Genomic DNA, 16753 nt, shown 5'->3' on the forward strand with positions numbered 1-16753 from the left:
TCCGATGAAGCTCCGTCGCGGGCTGGCCGCTGGCGCCGGCATCTTCTCGGCAGTCGCCGTCGCGATCGCGCTGGACTCCGGGGACCCGGCGCACGCCGTCGGTCCGCCGCCGGACGGCAACTACACCTACAACGAGGCCGGTGTGTCCGGGGCGACATGGACGGTCACGGCGCTGTGCGACCAGCCGTCGGGAACCCGCAACATGAACGACTATTCCGACCCGATCGTCTTCGCGATGAACTGCGCCCTGAACATCGTGAGCTCGACGCCCGAACGGATCACCCCGGCGGACAAGTTGCAGAACTTCAGCGGCAGGGCCCGGATGTCCAGCATGCTGTGGACCTTCAAAGTGGAGAAGTCGGACGGTGTTTCGTGTCCCGGCGGCGGCACCGCGCCGTCCACCGACACCTACGCGTTCAGCGACGAGAACATGAGCGGCACCCACACCAGCCTGCACGGCGCCGTCTGCGGGCTGCAGCCGGAGATGAAGAAGCAACCGTTCTCGCTCCAGCTGGCCGGGCCACCGCCCAGCCCGATCGAACGTTACCCGTTGTACTGCAACGGCATTGCGATGTGTTACTAGGACTTGCTAGATCGGCGTGATGTAGGCGATCAGCCACTGTTTGTCGATCTTCTTGAAGTCCACTCGCAGCCGGCTGCCGTCGTAGAGCGGCTGCCGCGACTTGTCGGTCACGGTCCGGTTCATGTAGACCATCACCGATGCCGAATCGCGCTTGGCGGACATGACGCCCACGCCGACGACGCTGGCTTGGACGACCACCTCCCGCTTCTTCGCCTCCGGAATGATCTGCGCGTTGGCGCTTTTACGGAACTCCTGGCGATAGTCCGGGGTCAACAACGGGTAGGCGTCGCTGAGGCTGCGCTCGACCGTCTGATAGTCGTAGGCGAAGACCTGGGGAATCTCCTTGGTAGCCAAGGCCGGCAGCACCGCCCGGGCGGCCTGCTCCCCGCGGGCCTGCACCCGCGCCCAGTAGAACCAGCCGCCCGCCGCGGACAACCCGATGAACACCAAAGCCAGGAGGCAGCCCGTGACGACGAGCAGCCTGCGCCGCCACCGCATCAATTGCCCCCGTTGGGATACTTCAGGTCGTAGCCCGTCATCCGGCCCTGGTCGTCCTCGTGCACGATGACCCGCAGGCGGTAAGGCATGGAGGGCTTGTTCACCCCGTCGATGTCGGCGACCGTGACGCGCACCGAAACGAGCACCGACGCGTTGTCGGTGACGTCGTCGATGCCCTCCAGGGCGGCGCCGTTGACGACGGCTTCCGACGTCGCGTCGGTGGAGCGGAAGATGCCCTTGAGGTTTTCGATGTTGTTGTTGGCGCCGAGCATTGCGTGCAGCGGCCCGCTGGTGCCGTTGAAGAACCGGTTCACGCTTTCGTCGATGTTGTCCTGCTTGTAGCTGAACATGTTGACCACCGTCTGGGTGGCGGTGTCGACGAAGCGCTGATCGCGGGCCTGCTGGGCGTTCGCATGCCGTTGCTGGACGACGAGCACGGCCAGGCAACCGGCCAGCGCGCCGATGGCCAGCAACGCCGCGGCGAACGAAATCCAGGCCACCAGGGCGCGATTCGGCTGCCGCCGCGGCGGCGGCTTGACCGACTTCAGCGCCTTGGCGGCCTGCGCCGGCGGCGTCGGCGCGGCTTCGACCTGCACCGTGGCGGCCTGCGCCGCTTCGGCTTTCGCGGGACCGGCCGCCCGGGACGCCCGACGACGAACGCGCGTACTGGTACTGGTCGCTGGATCTTCTGGCACTACATCGGCCTCGGATCAAGCATCAGGTCCACCCAATTCTCGGCGCTGGATACGCCGCTAGCACCGGCCGCGAAAATACCAGTGCCACCTGCCGGGTCCTTGAATGCTCCGGTTTTCTCGTCGTAGGTGGCATACGCCGGACCGCTGGCCTGCGGCTGCGGACCGGGCGGCGGCCCCCACGGCTTCTCCGGCCCCGGACCCGCCGGCGGAGGATTGATCCCTTCCGGCGGCGCCGGCGGCGGCAGCCACTTGGGATACGGCAGCTGCGGCGGCACCGGCGGAACCCCGGGCGGCTGCCACGACGTGAACGGCGGCGGCGGCCCGTTGTCGTTCGGCGGCGGCGGATCGTATGCCGGCTGCTTGTTCGGCAGCGGCCCCGGCCCCGGTACCACCCCGGGCGGCGGTGGCCCCACGATGGGAGTGCCCGGGTCCGGTTCCGCACCCGGCGGGATGTACGGGAACTTGTTGGGCGGCAACACGTTCAAACCGTTGGTCACCGGGGTGTCGTAGGGCACCGGCGGACCGCGCCACGGGTTGCGGCCAATGGGAACGTAGCCCTTCGGGTCGCGGCAGAGCTGAACGGTGGGCGCCCGTTTGCCGGGGAACTCCTGGCACGGATAGTTGCGCGCGCCCCGCACGGTGCTCGGATCGTTCTGCGCCACCTTGCAGTACATGTCTTTCGGCAGCTCCCGCAACGACACATCGGCCGGTGTGCGCATCAACGGCGGCGGGAGGAAACCGACGGCGCACGGGGGCGGATCGTTGAGGTCGAGCTTGAAGTCCAGCTTGGCGCCCTCGTCCTGCGGCACACCTCCCGCCGAGGTGATAATCGCGGCGAAAAGCGCGGGCAGCACCACCAGCAGTTGCTCGATCGATTTGTGATAGATCACGCCCACCCGGCCCAGGTTGGCCAGGCTGGCCGCCAGCGCGGGGAAGGACGGGCGAATGCCGGAGAACGCGGTGCTGGCCTCGTCGGCCGCGTCCGGCGCGGTGGCCAGGGTGTCACGGAGTTGCGGATCGGCCTGGCGCACCTCGGCGGTGAACCGCGCGAGCCCGTCGGACAGCGACTTGATGTCGGCGCCGGCGCGAATCTGCGACTGCAGGAACGGGCCGGCCTGGTCGATCAGCTGGGAGACCTCCGGATAATTGGCGTTGGCCTCGTCCACCAGCAACCGGGCGGACTCGAACAGCCGGGCCAGCTCCGGTCCCGACCCGTTGGCCGCGATGAACGTCTCATGCAACACCTCGCGCAAGCGGGTGTCGCCCAGGCTGTTGGTCAGCGCCTCAGCCCGCTTCAACAGCTCGGCGACGTCCTGGCCGATCCGGGTGTTCTGCCGCTCGATCCGAAACCCGTTGCGCAGCTTGGTCGTTGCCGGTGCGCTCGGCGGCACCAGGTCGATGTATTGCTCGCCGACCGCCGACACGCTCTTGACGGTGGCGGTGACGTTCGACGGGATGGGGGTGCCGCTGTTCAGCCGCATTCCCGCGGTGACGCCATGGGGATTGAGGCCTACCGATTCCACCCGGCCGACGGCGACGCCCCGGTAGGTGACGTTGGCGTTCTTGTACAGGCCGCCGCCGGCGACGAAGTCCGCGCTGACGCCGTAGGTACCGATGCCGAACGTGGCGGGCAGTCGCAGGTAGAAGATCGCCATCACGGTCAAGGTGATCGTGGTAATCACGGCGAATATCCAGAGTTGGATTCTGGTTAGTTTGTCGTGCATGTGCGTCCGCCCCTACTGTCCCGAAGCCGTGCCGGGCGGGATTTTGAAAGGGTCGGCCGCCTGTCCGGACAGGTTGGCGAGTTCGCCCACGAGAAAGTCGGGGGGGTTGAGGATCTCGTTCATGTGCGCCATGTTCGGGTCGAAGTAGGCCGTGGTGAAGAACGTCTCTCCAATTCGCCGCAACGTAAGGTCATAGGTGGTGAACACGTTCAGGTAATCGCCTCGCACCGATTGCTTAATACCGAAATTTGGGAATGGGAAGGTAAGCAGTAATTGCAGCGATGTTACGAATTCGCTTCGGCTGTCATTGAGCGCCTTGACGACCGAATAAAGGCCTTTGAGATCCTCGGCGAAATCGACCTTCGTCTTCGCTAGCACCCGCGACGTAACCATAGCCAGCTTCTTAAGCGCGTTGAACGCCTCGACAATGTGCTCGCGATTCTTATTTAGGACCCGAATCGCCTCGGGCAGAGTGTCTAGCGCGCGCCCCAGGTTGTCCCTATCGTGCGCCAGGGTCGCCGAGAACCGGTTCAATCCGTCAACCGCGTCGATGATGTCATTGACTTGTCGGTTGAGTCCCGCGGTCAGTTCCGCCAGTCGCGGGACCAGGTCGACGAACTGGTCCTGCCGCCCGGCGACCGCCTGATAGGTCTCGTCGGTGATCTCTTCCAGCGCACCGACATTGCCCTTGTTCACCACGACACCGAGGGCCGACAATACTTCCTCGGTGGTGGGATAACGGCCGGTGTGGGACTCGGAGATCTTCGACCCGTCGGTCAGCCGGCCGACGGCCGGCTTGTCCTTCGGCCGGGCCAGGTCGATGTGCATCGAACCCAGGAGCGATGTCTGCGCGACGGTAGCGGTCGAATTGGCCGGCAGCACGACGTTCTCGTCCAGCGCCAACTTGACTGCCGCATAGAAGGATCCGTCGGAGCGCTGCATCGCCTGAATGCCGGCGACACTGCCGACGGTGACGTCGTCGACCATGACCGGCGAGTTCTGGGGAAGGGTTGCCACGTCGGGCAGGTCGACGGTGATCGAGTAGGCGCCGCCGCCATGGCCAGCCGTACCGGGCATCGACAGCGAGTTCAGACCGCCGTACTGGCAACCGGCCATCAGCACGGTGCCCACCGTCAAGGCACCACCACGCAACCATATTCGGTTCACTCAGCCGCCCCCTTGGTTGGGCGGTGCAGACCCGGGGCCCGGCGCCGGTCCGGGTAGCGGCCGGAAGGCGCTGCCCGGGGCCGGTCCGGGCGGCGGACCGGCATTACCCAGCGCCGGCGCGAGGCCGGGAGTCGGGCCAGCCTGCGGGGCAGTCGGAACCAGCAGCGCCTGGAGGTCCGCCGGGTTCTGCGCGGCGGGCGGCGTCTTGGCGCCGTTGGCCGGAATCCAGGTGAGATCCGGAACTGGGGTCTCCGACTTCGCCTTCGTCTCCGGAGTGTCATAGATGATCTGGCCTTTGTAGGCGGTGATCGTGTTGAGCGGATGGAACATGATCGGTGGGTAGTTCACGGTGAGCCGGCGCAGCACCGGGCCGAGCCGCTCACGGCAGAGCTCGGCGCGCCGGAAGTAGTCGGGCGCGCGCGGGCCGGCCGCGGTTTCGAAGGATCCACCGCAGATGAACTGCACCGGGTTGGCGAATTCCGGGATGGACAGCAGGCCGTTGAGCGCGCCCTGCGCGGGGTCGTAGATGTTGTAGAAGTTCGCGATGCCGGGGCCAGCAACGTGCAGCACCTGTTCGATGTTGTCGCTCTGGTCGCTCAGAGTCTTGGCAAAGTCGTTGAGGTTATTCACCGTATCGATGATCGTTGAGTTGTGCTCGTGCAAGAAGCCGCGGATGTCGGACAACGCCTGGTTGAGCGTGCCCAGGGTGTTGTCGAGGTGGCGCGAGCTGTCGGCCAGCACCTGGGAGACCGAGGCGACATTCCCGGCGAACTGCACGATCTGTTCGTTGCTTGCCGATAGCGCATTGACCAGAACCTGAAGGTTTTTGACCGTGCCGAAGATGTCACTGCGCGAATCGCCCAGCCGCCCAGCGGCTTGCGAGAGTTCCCGCAGCGCGTTGTGGAAAGAGTCACCGTTGCCATTCAAGGTGTCCGCGGCCTGGTTGATCGCCCGCCCCAGTGGCCCCTGCATCGATCCGGTGGTGGGGCCGAGCTGCACGGCCAGTTGCGTCAGCGATTCTTTGACCTCGTCCCACTCGACCGGAACCCCGGTCCGGTCAAGGCCGATGTTTCCGCCGTCGGGCAGCACCGCGCCGCCGGTGTACGCCGGCGTCAGCTGAATGAAGCGCGCCGCGACCAGGTTCGGCGACATGATGATGGCCTTGGCGTCCTTGGGGATCTTGACGTCCTTGGACACCGACATGGTGATCCTGACGTCGGAGGGCCGCGGTTCGATCGTGTCGACCTGACCCACCGGCACGCCGAGAACGCGGACCTGGTCACCGGGATAGAGCCCGACGGCGGACGTGAAGTAGCCGACGATGCTGCGCGTATTGCCGGTCGACGACAGCACATAAACGCCGCCCACCAACACCGCGACGAGCGCGATGGCGGTGGTGTAGCGCAGCCCGCGGCTGGCGGCGATCCGTCGGATCATGGCGACTTCGGCCTGATGATCCAGCGCTCCTGGATGAGGCCGCGCAGATAGTCGGCCAGGCTGGCCGGCAGCTTGCCGGGCTGATAGAAGAAGTCGAAAACTGTAGCGACCAGGGGTGCGGGTAGAACACCGTAGACGTTTACGTTGAATCCCGGCCCCGAGCCCACAACCTCCCCCAGTGTCGTTGCATAAGCCGGCAGGCGCTTTAGCGCCTCGGTGATGTAGTCGCGGCGTTCATTCAGGTTGTCGAGGACCAGATTCAGCTTGTTGAGCGACGGGCCGAATTCCTTGCGGTTGTCGGCGACGAAGCCGGAGATCTGTGCCGATAGGCCTTGGATTCCCGAGATGAGCCGGCCGAGGGCGGCTCTGCGCTCGTCGAGCGCGGCGAACAGTTGGTTGCCGTCGTCGACCAACCTGTTGACTTGGTCGGCGCGCTGGGCCAGCACACCGGTGACCGACTTCGCCTGTGCCAGGAGGCTTTGCAGCGCGTCGTCGCGGCGGTTCAGCGTGCGCGACAGCGTCGTCACACCGTCGAGCGCACCGCGCAGTTCGGGGGTGGCGTCATGCAGCGTGTCGGTCAGCACGTCCAAGGCCTGCTCGAACTGGGACTTGTTCAGGTTGTTCGCATTTTGACCCAGATCCTCGAGCGCGCCGGCCAGGGTGTACGGCGTGGTCGTGCGGCTGAGCGGAATGGTGGTCCCCATCCCGCCGCCCGCCGGGGTCACCGAGATCGAACGCTCACCGAGGATGGTGTCGGTGCGGATCGCGGCCAGCGACTGATCACCAACGCCGACGTGGCGATCCACGCTGAAGGTGATCTTGGCGCTGTCACCGGCCAGCCCGACCGACGTCACCTTCCCGACCTTCAGGCCCGAGACGTACACAGCGTTGCCGGGGTTGATGCCACCGGCGTCCGAGAAGTAGGCGTCGTAGATCTTTCCCTGCGGCCAGAACGGTAGGGCCGCATAACCGAATGCGATGAGTACGACGCACACAACCAGCACCGTGCCGAAGATGCCGGTGCGCAGCGGATCGCGCACTCGTTCAGCCTCACTTGACAAAAGCGCACCTCCCCTTGCTGGGATCGACCGGGCCGCCGAAGGGAATTAAGATGTCGCCCCCGGCTGGGCCGTTGATCTTGATCGTCACCGAGCAGAAGTAGATGTTGAAGAAAGAACCGTAGGACCCCAACGCAGCTAATCGCAGATAGTCTTCGCCCAGCTGCTCGATATCGTTATTGAGCTCGGCTTTACGGTTGTCCAGTTCGGTGGCCAGCGGTCGGGTGTTTTCTAAGATACCCTGCAGCGGCCGGCGTGAATTCTTCAGCAGCTCGGTCAGATCCGTTGTCGTGGAGGCCAGCGGCGGGATGGCGCCGGCGATGTCGTCCTTTTTCTTGGCCAGTCCGCTGATCAATTGCTGCAACTGTTCGACGCTGGCCGAGAACTGGGCGCTGCGCTGATCGACGGTCTTGAGCACGGTGTTAAGGTTGTTGATCACGTCCCCGATGAGCTGGTCGCGCTGGCCCAGCGCCGAGGAGAACGCGCTGGCGTCGGCCAACACATTGGACAACGCCCCCCCTTGGCCCTGCAGTAATTCGATGACGGCGCTGCTGATCGTGTTCACCTTGTCCGCGTCCAGACCCTTGAGGACCGGGCGCAGGCCACCCAGCAGCGCGTCGAGATCCAGTGCGGGCTGGGTGTGTTGGGAGTTGATGGTCGCGCCCGGCGGTAGCTTCCGCAACTCACCGGGGCCGGAGGTGATCTCCAGATACCGGTCACCGACCAGGTTTTCGTAGCGGATCACCGCCCGCGTGGACGAATAGAGCGTGTAGCGCTCGTCGATCCCAAACGTCACGTCAATGGTGTTGTCCGGGTTAAGCTTAACGCCGGAAACCGCACCGACCGGCACGCCGGCGATGCGTACCTTCTGGCCCGATTTCAGCCTTGAGACATCGGTAAACGTTGCGTGGTAAGTATTTTCGGGACCGAATCGGAAGTCGCCGAAGACCACCACAAGCGCGGCGGACACCAGCAGCATGGCAGCCGCGAAGATGCTGACCTTGATCATCATCGAGCGGTGCGAGGGCATGCTCCCGGCTGCCATCAGAAGTCGTCCCGTTCCGCGAAGGCGCCGTGGAACAGGAACTGCAGCGTCGACGGCGCGTCGACCTGCACCTCCGTGAACGGCTCGTACGGGACGTTCGCGTTATCGGTGACGAGAAAGGGCGAACGATAAAACGAGCCTCCGTTCTGCTTCGTCGGAAGGTCGGGCAGACCGCGACAGTTCGGTCCACCGGAGGCGTTGACGATCGGCAGAGATTCCGGGTACGTATACGACGGTGAGCCGAGTACGAAGAGCGATGAGGTGAACAGGCCGGCCTTTACCGTGCCGATCAAAGGAGCAAACTCCTTCACTCCTCGCGCCACCCCCTTGAACAAGCAACCGAATTCGGGCGAGTAGTCATGGGCCACCTTCAATGGGGCTCGCAGGCGATTGATGGCGTCGATGAAATTCTGTTCGGCCGGCGCCAACGTCTCGTAGGCGTTGTTGGCCAGGCCGATCGTCGCCAGCAACGTGTCGTTGAGGTTGTTCTGCTGATCGACGACAATCTTGCTGATCGTCGGCAGGTTGTCGAGGACGGTGTTGAGGTTGGGCGCGGCGTCGGCATAGATGTTGGTGGCGACCGCCGCCTTGCGGAAGTCCTCCTGCAGCGCGGGTAGCTTCGGGTTTGCCTGGCGCGTCAACGTGTTCAGGCCCGACAAGATGCCGCCGAAGTCGTCGCCGTGGCCACGCAGACCTTCGGACAGTGCACTTAGCGTGCCGTTGAGCTCGACGGGGTCGATCTTGTGCAGCAGGTCCATCAGCGACTGGAACAAGGTGTTGACTTCCAGCTGCACCGCCGAGGCCGTGACGTGCGCGTCCGGGCGTAGCGAGGTCGGCGAAGGGTACTGCGGCGGGAGGAATTCCACCGACTTGGCACCAAAGATGGTGTTCCCCCCGATATGCACCGTCGCGTTGGAGGGGATGAAGTGCATGTCGTCGCTGTTGATGCCCAGTGTCAGCCGCGCCTGGTCATCCGAGTACTCGATAGCCTCGACCTTGCCGATCTGGATGCCGCGGTATTTGACCTTGGCGCCCTTCTCCATCACCAGGCCGGCCCGGGGCGCCGAGACGGTGACGTTGTCGATCGACGCGAAAGCCGCTGTGTAAGAAAGGTAAGTGATAACGGCGAACGCCACCATCAGGCCGGCTAGCACCACGGCTGCCAGCCGGACGTGTGTGCGTCGCGAATCTGCTTCTGCCATGTCCCTTTAAGCGTTCCTCTTACCCGGAGAGGTTGAAGTTACCGGACGCGCCGTAGACGGCGAGTGAGATGAACAGGGTGATGACGACGACGACGATCAGCGAGGTCCGCACGGCCTGGCCGACCGCGATGCCGACGCCGACCGGGCCGCCGCTGGCGTTGTAGCCGTAATAGGTATGGACGAGCATCACCGCGATGGACATGACGATCGCTTGCAGGAACGACCACAGCAGGTCCGACGGGATGAGGAAGGTATTGAAGTAGTGGTCGTAGAGACCTTTGGACTGCCCGTTGATATACACCGTGGTGAAGCGGGCGGCAAAGAACGCGGCGAGCACCGACAGCGAATACAGCGGAATGATTGCGATCAGTCCGGCGATCAGTCGGGTGGACACCAGGTAAGACACCGATTCCACCGCCATGCATTCGACCGCGTCGATCTCTTCGGAAACCCGCATGGCGCCGAGCTGCGCGGTGGCGCCGGCACCGATGGTGGCCGCCAACGCGATTCCGGCGATCACCGGCGCGACAACGCGGACGTTGAGAAATGCCGACAGGAAGCCGGTCAGCGCCTCGATGCCGATGTTGCCCAGCGAGGAGTACCCCTGCACCGCGATGACTCCGCCCGAGGCCAGTGTAAGAAAGGCGGCGACGCCCACCGTACCGCCGATCATGACGAGCGCCCCGGCGCCCATGGTCATTTCGGCGATCAGCCGGATCGTCTCTTTGCGGTATTTGGTGATCGCGTGAGGGACGTGACGCACGGTTTGGCCATAAAACAAGGCCTGCTCACCGAAGTCGTCGACCGGCTCCTGCAACCGCATGACGAGGCTGCGCAGCCGATAGTTGACGTCGTAGCTCATCGAGTGCTCACTTCGCGGAGATCCGCACGCCGATGGCGGTCATCACCACGTTGATGACGAACAGACAGATGAACGCGTAGACGACGGTTTCGTTGACCGCATTGCCGACGCCCTTGGGTCCACCCTTGACGGTCAGCCCCCGGTAGCAACCGACCAGCCCGGCCATCACACCAAACAGCAGCGCCTTGACCTCGGCGAGCACCAGCTCGCGCAGCCCTGTGAGGACGGTCAGCCCGTTGATGAACGCCCCCGGATTCACGCCCTGCAGAAAGACGGAGAACACGTAGCCACCAGACAACCCGATGGCGCACACCAGGCCGTTGAGCAATAGCGCGACGACCGTAGAGGCCAACACCCGCGGCACCACCAGCCGGTGGACCGGGTCAATGCCGAGCACGCGCATCGCGTCGATCTCCTCGCGGATGGTGCGCGCACCGAGGTCGGCGCAGATCGCGGTGGCGCCGGCACCCGCCACGACGAGCACGGTCACCACCGGACCCAATTGGGTGATGGTCCCGAACGCCGTTCCCGCGCCGGACAAGTCGGCGGCACCGATTTCGCGCAGCAGGATGTTGAGGGTGAACGCCACCAGCACGGTGAAGGGGATGGACACCAGCAGGGTGGGGACCAGCGACACCCGCGCGATCATCCAGGTCTGTTCCAGGAACTCGCCCAATTGGAACGGCCGACGAAAAGTCGCTCGGCCGGTGTCGATCATCATTTCGAAGAACCCGCCGACGGCGCGGGCGGGAACCGCAAGTTGTTCTCTCAACTCGGCAATCCCCCCTTTTGCTGCTCGCGGCGAAGTCTGTGCGTCGCCTTCGCGGTATCTTCCGTCGCATGCGGCTCAGTGAGCCGGATCAATTAACTCAGAACAAGTTAACGGTGTCAATGAACAGCGTTTCTTTGTCCGAGACGTTAATTAGCCAGGTCAAACACAGTTGTTATGTCTCAAACTGACACAGGTTCTACCCGTCGAATCCCCCCACAAAGTAACCTCACACGCCTATTGCTCCATCAGGCCGACCGCGGAAAAGTTCCGCTCCGGATCCCGCCCAGCAAAGTACTCGCGCAGCGTCGCGCTCAGTTGCGCGGGATCCCAGGCCGCCCCCTCGGCGCTGAATTGGTGCTCGGCCGCCGGCGCCGAAACCAGTGTCACCCGCGGCCCGTAAACAATAAACACCTGACCGTTGACTTCCGCGGCCGCCGGCGATGACAGGAACTTCACCAAGCTGACGACGTGCTCGGGCGAAAGCGGGTCGATCCCGCCCGGCTCCACTTCCGGGGCGGCGCCGAACACGTCGGCCGTCATAGCGGTCCTTGCCCGCGGACAGATCGCGTTGGCGCACACGCCGTAGCGGCCGAGCGCCCGGGCGGCGGTCAGGGTGAGCGAAATGATCCCGGCCTTGGCGGCGCCATAGTTGGCCTGCCCCACGGGGCCGACCAGCCCCGCCTCCGACGCGGTGTTGACCAGGCGCCCGAAGACGGTTCCCCCCGCGTCCTTGGCCTTCGAGCGCCAGTAGGTGGCCGCGTTGCGGGTCAGCAAAAAGTGGCCGCGCAGGTGCACCGCGATGACCAGGTCCCATTCCTCGTCGGACATGTTGAACAGCATCCGGTCTCGGGTGATCCCCGCGTTGTTGACCACGATGTCCAGCCCGCCCAGGCCGTCGGCCTGGGCGACCAACTCGTCGGCGGTGGCGCTTTCGCTGATGTCGCCGGCGACCGCGACGGCCTTCGAGCCGGCCGAGTTGATTTCGTCGATGACGTCGGAGGCATCCAGTGCGGCCGCGATGTCGTTGACGACGACGGTGGCACCGGCCCGGGCCAGGCCGAGAGCCTCGGCGCGCCCCAGCCCCGCGGCGGCACCGGTCACCACCGCGACCTTTCCGGAGAGATCGGCCGCGTTCGCGCTGCTGACCGGCGACGATGCAGACCGCCCAGCGGTCTGAGGAGGAGTCGGGCCATTGGGCCTAGTCAATTTATGAATACCTCTAGTTTCTGGTGGCGCGGTTCAGGCTCGGGTTAGTCGCCGCGCAGCAGCGCCGCGCGCGGGCATTCGGCGATCGCCTGCTCGGCCAGGTGCTCCTGGTCGGCGGGAATCGGGTCGAGCTTAACGACGGCGTAATCCTCGTCGTCCAGGTCGAAGATATCCGGCGCGATTCCCATGCACACAGCGTTACCTTCACACCGGTCGTGGTCGACGATCACCCGCACAGCACCCTCCTTGCACCTGGCCTTCACCCGAGGACACGCCCCATCAGTATGTAGGACCACCATAGGTCCCGGATACCGCTGGGAAAACGGTCGCTGGAAACTCAGACTAGAACGTGTTACAACCGGGAAGATGAACGGGTAGTCGTCGGCCGAGTAACGTCGGCTAATCGAGGCGAGTCACGTTAACAAAGGACGGCTGGGATGCGCATCAGTTACACCCCTGAACAGGAGGAGCTGCGTCGCGAACTGCGGTCGTACTTCACCAAGCTCATGACCCCGGAGCGCCGCGAGGCGCTGACCTCCTCGGGCGACGGCGAGGTCGGGACCGGCACCGCGTACCGCGACACCGTCGCGCAGATGGGCAAGGATGGCTGGCTGACGCTGAACTGGCCCAAGGAGTACGGCGGCCAGGACCGCTCCCCGATGGATTCGCTGATCTTCACCGACGAGGCGGCCATCGCCGGCGTGCCGGTGCCGTTCCTGACGATCAACAGCGTGGCCCCGACGATCATGGCGTTCGGCACCGAGGAACAGAAGAAGTTCTTCCTGCCCAAGATTGCCGCCGGCGAACTGCACTTCTCCATCGGCTACTCCGAGCCCGGCGCCGGCACGGACCTGGCCAACCTGCGCACCACCGCCGTCCGCGACGGCGACGACTACGTGATCAACGGCCAGAAGATGTGGACCAGCCTGATCGCCTACGCCGACTGGGTCTGGCTCGCGGTGCGCACCAACCCCGAGGCCAAGAAGCACCGCGGCATCTCGATGCTGACCGTGCCGACGACCGCCGAAGGCTTCTCGTGGACGCCGGTGCACACCATGGCCGGTGTGGACACCAGCGCCACCTATTACTCCGACGTGCGGGTCCCGGTGACCAGCCTGATCGGTGAGGAGAACGGTGGCTGGAAGCTGGTCACCAACCAGCTCAACCACGAACGCGTCGCCCTGGTGTCGGCGCAGCCGATCTTCCTCGCGCTGCAGGAGGTTCGCGAGTGGGCCCAGAACACCAAGGATTCCAGCGGCGCCCGGCTGATCGACTGGGAATGGGTGCAGATCAACCTGGCCCGGGTGCACGCCAAGGCCGAGGTGCTCAAGCTGATCAACTGGGAGCTGGCGTCGTCGGACGGCGAATCGCTCAACCCGGCGGACGCGTCGGCGGCCAAGGTGTACGGCACCGAGTTGGCCACCGAGGCTTACCGGCTGCTGATGGAGGTGCTGGGGACCGCGGCCACGGTGCGCCAGAATTCGCCGGGGGCGCTGCTGCGCGGGCGGGTCGAGCGGATGCACCGCGCGTGCCTGATCCTGACCTTCGGCGGCGGCACCAACGAGGTGCAGCGCGACATCATCGGCATGGTCGCGCTGGGTCTGCCCCGGAACCGCTGAGTATCGCTGAAGCCACTCCCCCTAAGGACGAACATCGATGGACTTTTCAACAACCGAAGCGGCAAACGACCTCGGCGGCCTCGTCGACACCATCGTGAACTCGGTGTGCACACCCGAGCACCAGCGTGAGCTCGACAAGCTCGAGCAACGGTTCGACCGCGACCTGTGGGCCAAGCTGATCGACGCCGGCATCCTGTCCAGCGCGTCGGCGACCGCGGTGGGCGGTGACGGGTTCGGGGTGCTCGAGCAGGTGGCCATCCTGGTGGCGCTGGGTCACCAGTTGGCGGCCGTGCCGTACCTGGAGTCGGTGATGCTGGGCGCCGGCGCGCTGGCCCGCTTCGGCACCGAGGAGCTGCAACAGGAGTGGGGCACCCCGGCGGTCGCCGGCGAGAAGGTCCTCGCCGTCGCGCTGCTCGGCGAGATGGGCGAAGGCCCGGTGCGGGCCACCCGGGCCGGCGACGGTTACCGGCTCACCGGCACCCGCACCCAGGTCGGCTTCGCGCCGGCGGCCGACGCTTTCCTCGTTCCGGCCGAGACCGATTCCGGCACCGCGGTTTTCGTGGTAGCGGCCGGTGATCCCGGCGTTTCGGTGACCGCGCTCGCGACGACCGGCCTGGGCAGCGTCGGGCACCTGGCGCTGGACGGCACCGAAGTTCACGGCACCCGCATGGTCGGCGGACCCGAGGTCGTGGTCTGGCTCGACACCCTTGCGGCGTTGGGCCGCAGCGCTTTCCAGCTGGGGGTGCTGGAACGTGGGTTGCAGCTCACCGCCGAGTACGCCCGCGAGCGCGAGCAGTTCGATCGTCCGATCGGCAGCTTTCAGGCCGTGTCGCAGCGGCTGGCCGACGGCTACATCGACGTCAAGGGCTTGCGGCTCACACTCACCCAGGCGGCCTGGAAGGTCTCCGAGGACGTGCCGGCCGACATCGACGTGGCCAGCGCCGCGTTCTGGGCCGCCGACGCCGGGCACCGCGTGGCGCACACGATCGTGCACGTGCACGGCGGCGTCGGGGTCGACACCGATCACCCGGTGCACCGCTACTTCCTGGCGGCCAAGGAGGCCGAGTTCGCGTTGGGCGGCGCCACCGGTCAGCTGCGTCGCATCGGTCGTGAGCTGGCGGAAACCCCTGTCTGACTTCGTGCTTCCTCCCGACCCGACGGTCACCAAACTGCTGGTGCCGCTGGCTGAGATCGACGACCGGGGCGTCTACTTCGAAGACTCCCACACCAGCTGGCGGGAGCACCTGCGCCACGGTGCCGCGATCGCGGCGGCGCTGCGCGACCGCCTCGACCCGGCGAAGCCGCCGCACGTCGGCGTGCTGTTGGAGAACACCCCGTTCTTCTCGGCGATGCTGACGGCGGCGGGGATGTCCGGGATCGTGCCGGTGGGGCTCAACCCGGTGCGCCGCGGCGACGCGCTGGCCCGCGACATCGCCCACGCCGACTGCCAACTGGTGCTCGCCGACTCCAATTCGGCCGTCGCCCTGGGCGGCATCGATCACGTGGACGTCGATTCCGCCGGGTGGGCCGACGAAGTGGCCGCCCACGGCGACGCCGAACCCCGTTTCCAAACGGCAACGGCGGGCGACCTTTTCATGCTGATCTTCACCTCGGGCACCAGTGGTGAGCCCAAGGCGGTGAAGTGCAGCCACGGCAAGGTCGCGATCGCGGGCGTGACGATGACCCAGCGATTCGGCCTCGGCCGTGACGACGTCTGCTACGTGTCGATGCCGCTGTTCCACTCCAACGCGGTGCTGGTCGGCTGGGCGGTGGCGGCGGCCTGCCGGGGCTCATTGGCGTTGCGGCGCAAGTTCTCCGCCTCCAACTTCCTGGTGGATGTCCGCCGCTTCGGCGCCACCTACGCCAACTACGTCGGCAAGCCCCTGTCGTACGTGCTCGCCACGCCCGAGCGGCCGGACGACGCGGACAACCCGCTGCGGGCCGTCTACGGGAACGAGGGCGTCCCCCGCGACATCGAACGATTCGCGCGCCGATTCGGCTGCGTCGTCCAGGACGGGTTCGGTTCCACCGAAGGCGGGGTGGCGATCGCGCGCACCTCCGACACCCCGGAAGGTGCGTTGGGCCCGCTGCCCGAGGGCGTCGAGATCGTCGACCCCGACACCGGTGCGCCCTGTGCGCCCGGAGTGGTCGGCGAGTTGGTGAACACCGCCGGGGCGGGCCGCTTCGAGGGCTACTACAACGACGAGGCCGCCGAGGCCGAGCGGATGGCGGGCGGGGTATACCACACCGGCGATCTGGCCTACCGCGACGAGGCCGGCTATGCGTATTTCGCGGGGCGGCTTGGTGATTGGATGAGGGTCGACGGCGAGAACCTGGGCGCCGCCCCGATCGAGCGGGTGCTGTTGCGGCACCCCGACGTGACCGAGGTGGCCGTATACGCGGTGCCGGACCCGGTGGTCGGCGACCAGGTGATGGCCGCGCTGGTGCTGGCGCCGGGGGCCGAGTTCGACGCCGAGAAGTTCCGCGCCTTCCTGGCCGGGCAGCCCGACCTCGGGCCCAAGCAGTGGCCGTCCTACGTCCGGGTCAGCGCCGAACTCCCCCGCACGGTGACCTTCAAGGTGCTCAAGCGCCAGTTGGCGGCCCAGGGCCTCGAATGCGACGATCCGGTCGTGCGAATCGAGCCGCAGACGACCAGGGGAACGGCCGGCCCATGACAATCCGACAGGCGCTCGCCGCGGCCGCCCTGCTCGGATCTGTCGGCGCCGCCGCGTTCGGGGTCGGCGCCGGTCGCGCCGCGGCGGATCCCGTGCCACCGCCGCCTCCCCTGCCGCCCCCGCCACCGCTGGTGTGGGCACCGCAGACGCCGGAACCCGACCCCTGGGAACCTCCCCCGCCGGAGGCGCCGCCACTGCCGCCGGGCTAGC

Annotated in this window: 17 protein-coding genes; 5 read left to right on the forward strand and 12 right to left on the reverse strand. The window is 66.1% G+C overall.

Annotation, left to right across the window (positions count from 1 at the left end; all coding sequences use genetic code 11):
• Positions 1-4 precede the first annotated feature (4 nt).
• Entirely contained in the window at positions 5-583 is a 579-nt protein-coding gene (locus tag HMPREF0591_RS00585) for a hypothetical protein (protein ID WP_007166430.1), read from the forward strand.
• Between the two features lie 6 nt (positions 584-589).
• Here HMPREF0591_RS00585 and HMPREF0591_RS00590 read toward each other — a convergent pair whose 3' ends face one another.
• The 12 genes from HMPREF0591_RS00590 to HMPREF0591_RS00645 all read right to left on the reverse strand — a co-directional run bounded on the left by HMPREF0591_RS00590 (position 590) and on the right by HMPREF0591_RS00645 (position 12485).
• On the reverse strand, positions 590-1081 hold the full coding sequence (locus HMPREF0591_RS00590) for a hypothetical protein (RefSeq protein WP_007166431.1): 492 nt from the start codon (positions 1079-1081) through the stop codon (positions 590-592).
• Complete coding sequence (locus HMPREF0591_RS00595) at positions 1081-1776, reverse strand: hypothetical protein (RefSeq protein WP_040620818.1); 696 nt, start codon at positions 1774-1776, stop codon at positions 1081-1083. The genes HMPREF0591_RS00590 and HMPREF0591_RS00595 overlap by 1 nt, the downstream gene beginning before the upstream one ends.
• Positions 1776-3500: a virulence factor Mce family protein gene (locus tag HMPREF0591_RS00600; protein WP_007166433.1), complete on the reverse strand. Its 1725-nt coding sequence runs from the start codon at positions 3498-3500 to the stop codon at positions 1776-1778. The genes HMPREF0591_RS00595 and HMPREF0591_RS00600 overlap by 1 nt, the downstream gene beginning before the upstream one ends.
• Positions 3501-3512: 12 nt before the next feature.
• Positions 3513-4667, reverse strand: coding sequence for a virulence factor Mce family protein (locus HMPREF0591_RS00605; RefSeq protein WP_040620820.1), 1155 nt, complete (start codon positions 4665-4667; stop codon positions 3513-3515).
• Entirely contained in the window at positions 4668-6104 is a 1437-nt protein-coding gene (locus HMPREF0591_RS00610) for a virulence factor Mce family protein (RefSeq protein WP_007166435.1), read from the reverse strand.
• Entirely contained in the window at positions 6101-7165 is a 1065-nt protein-coding gene (locus HMPREF0591_RS00615) for a virulence factor Mce family protein (RefSeq protein ID WP_040620823.1), read from the reverse strand. Before HMPREF0591_RS00615 ends, HMPREF0591_RS00610 begins: the two co-directional genes overlap by 4 nt.
• On the reverse strand, positions 7155-8207 hold the full coding sequence (locus HMPREF0591_RS00620; protein ID WP_007166437.1) for a virulence factor Mce family protein: 1053 nt from the start codon (positions 8205-8207) through the stop codon (positions 7155-7157). Before HMPREF0591_RS00620 ends, HMPREF0591_RS00615 begins: the two co-directional genes overlap by 11 nt.
• Positions 8207-9409: a virulence factor Mce family protein gene (locus tag HMPREF0591_RS00625; RefSeq protein ID WP_040620825.1), complete on the reverse strand. Its 1203-nt coding sequence runs from the start codon at positions 9407-9409 to the stop codon at positions 8207-8209. Before HMPREF0591_RS00625 ends, HMPREF0591_RS00620 begins: the two co-directional genes overlap by 1 nt.
• A gap of 19 nt (positions 9410-9428) precedes the next feature.
• The gene (locus tag HMPREF0591_RS00630; RefSeq protein WP_007166439.1) at positions 9429-10271 is read right to left on the reverse strand and encodes an MlaE family ABC transporter permease; all 843 of its coding nucleotides are present in this window, start codon (positions 10269-10271) and stop codon (positions 9429-9431) included.
• Between the two features lie 7 nt (positions 10272-10278).
• Positions 10279-11043 (reverse strand): MlaE family ABC transporter permease, encoded by a 765-nt coding sequence (locus HMPREF0591_RS00635; protein WP_007166440.1) that lies wholly within the window; start codon positions 11041-11043, stop codon positions 10279-10281.
• Positions 11044-11277: 234 nt separating this feature from the next.
• A complete protein-coding gene (locus HMPREF0591_RS00640) occupies positions 11278-12258 on the reverse strand; it encodes a 3-oxoacyl-ACP reductase (protein WP_425270146.1) in 981 nt (326 codons plus the stop codon).
• 35 nt (positions 12259-12293) lie between these two features.
• Complete coding sequence (locus tag HMPREF0591_RS00645; RefSeq protein ID WP_007166442.1) at positions 12294-12485, reverse strand: ferredoxin; 192 nt, start codon at positions 12483-12485, stop codon at positions 12294-12296.
• Positions 12486-12686: 201 nt separating this feature from the next.
• Between HMPREF0591_RS00645 and HMPREF0591_RS00650 the strand changes: the two genes are divergently transcribed.
• The 4 genes from HMPREF0591_RS00650 to HMPREF0591_RS30610 are packed head-to-tail and all read left to right on the forward strand — an operon-like array spanning position 12687 to position 16752.
• On the forward strand, positions 12687-13868 hold the full coding sequence (locus tag HMPREF0591_RS00650) for an acyl-CoA dehydrogenase (RefSeq protein WP_007166443.1): 1182 nt from the start codon (positions 12687-12689) through the stop codon (positions 13866-13868).
• A gap of 37 nt (positions 13869-13905) precedes the next feature.
• Positions 13906-15003 (forward strand): acyl-CoA dehydrogenase family protein, encoded by a 1098-nt coding sequence (locus HMPREF0591_RS00655; RefSeq protein ID WP_007166444.1) that lies wholly within the window; start codon positions 13906-13908, stop codon positions 15001-15003.
• 4 nt (positions 15004-15007) lie between these two features.
• Entirely contained in the window at positions 15008-16543 is a 1536-nt protein-coding gene (fadD17, locus tag HMPREF0591_RS00660; RefSeq protein WP_040621572.1) for a long-chain-fatty-acid--CoA ligase FadD17, read from the forward strand.
• Positions 16540-16752, forward strand: a complete 213-nt coding sequence (locus tag HMPREF0591_RS30610; RefSeq protein ID WP_007166446.1) for a hypothetical protein — start codon at positions 16540-16542, stop codon at positions 16750-16752. The genes fadD17 and HMPREF0591_RS30610 overlap by 4 nt, the downstream gene beginning before the upstream one ends.
• The last annotated feature ends 1 nt before the right edge of the window (position 16753 follow it).

It is taken from the genome of Mycobacterium parascrofulaceum ATCC BAA-614, from assembly GCF_000164135.1.
Lineage (GTDB): Bacteria > Actinomycetota > Actinomycetes > Mycobacteriales > Mycobacteriaceae > Mycobacterium > Mycobacterium parascrofulaceum.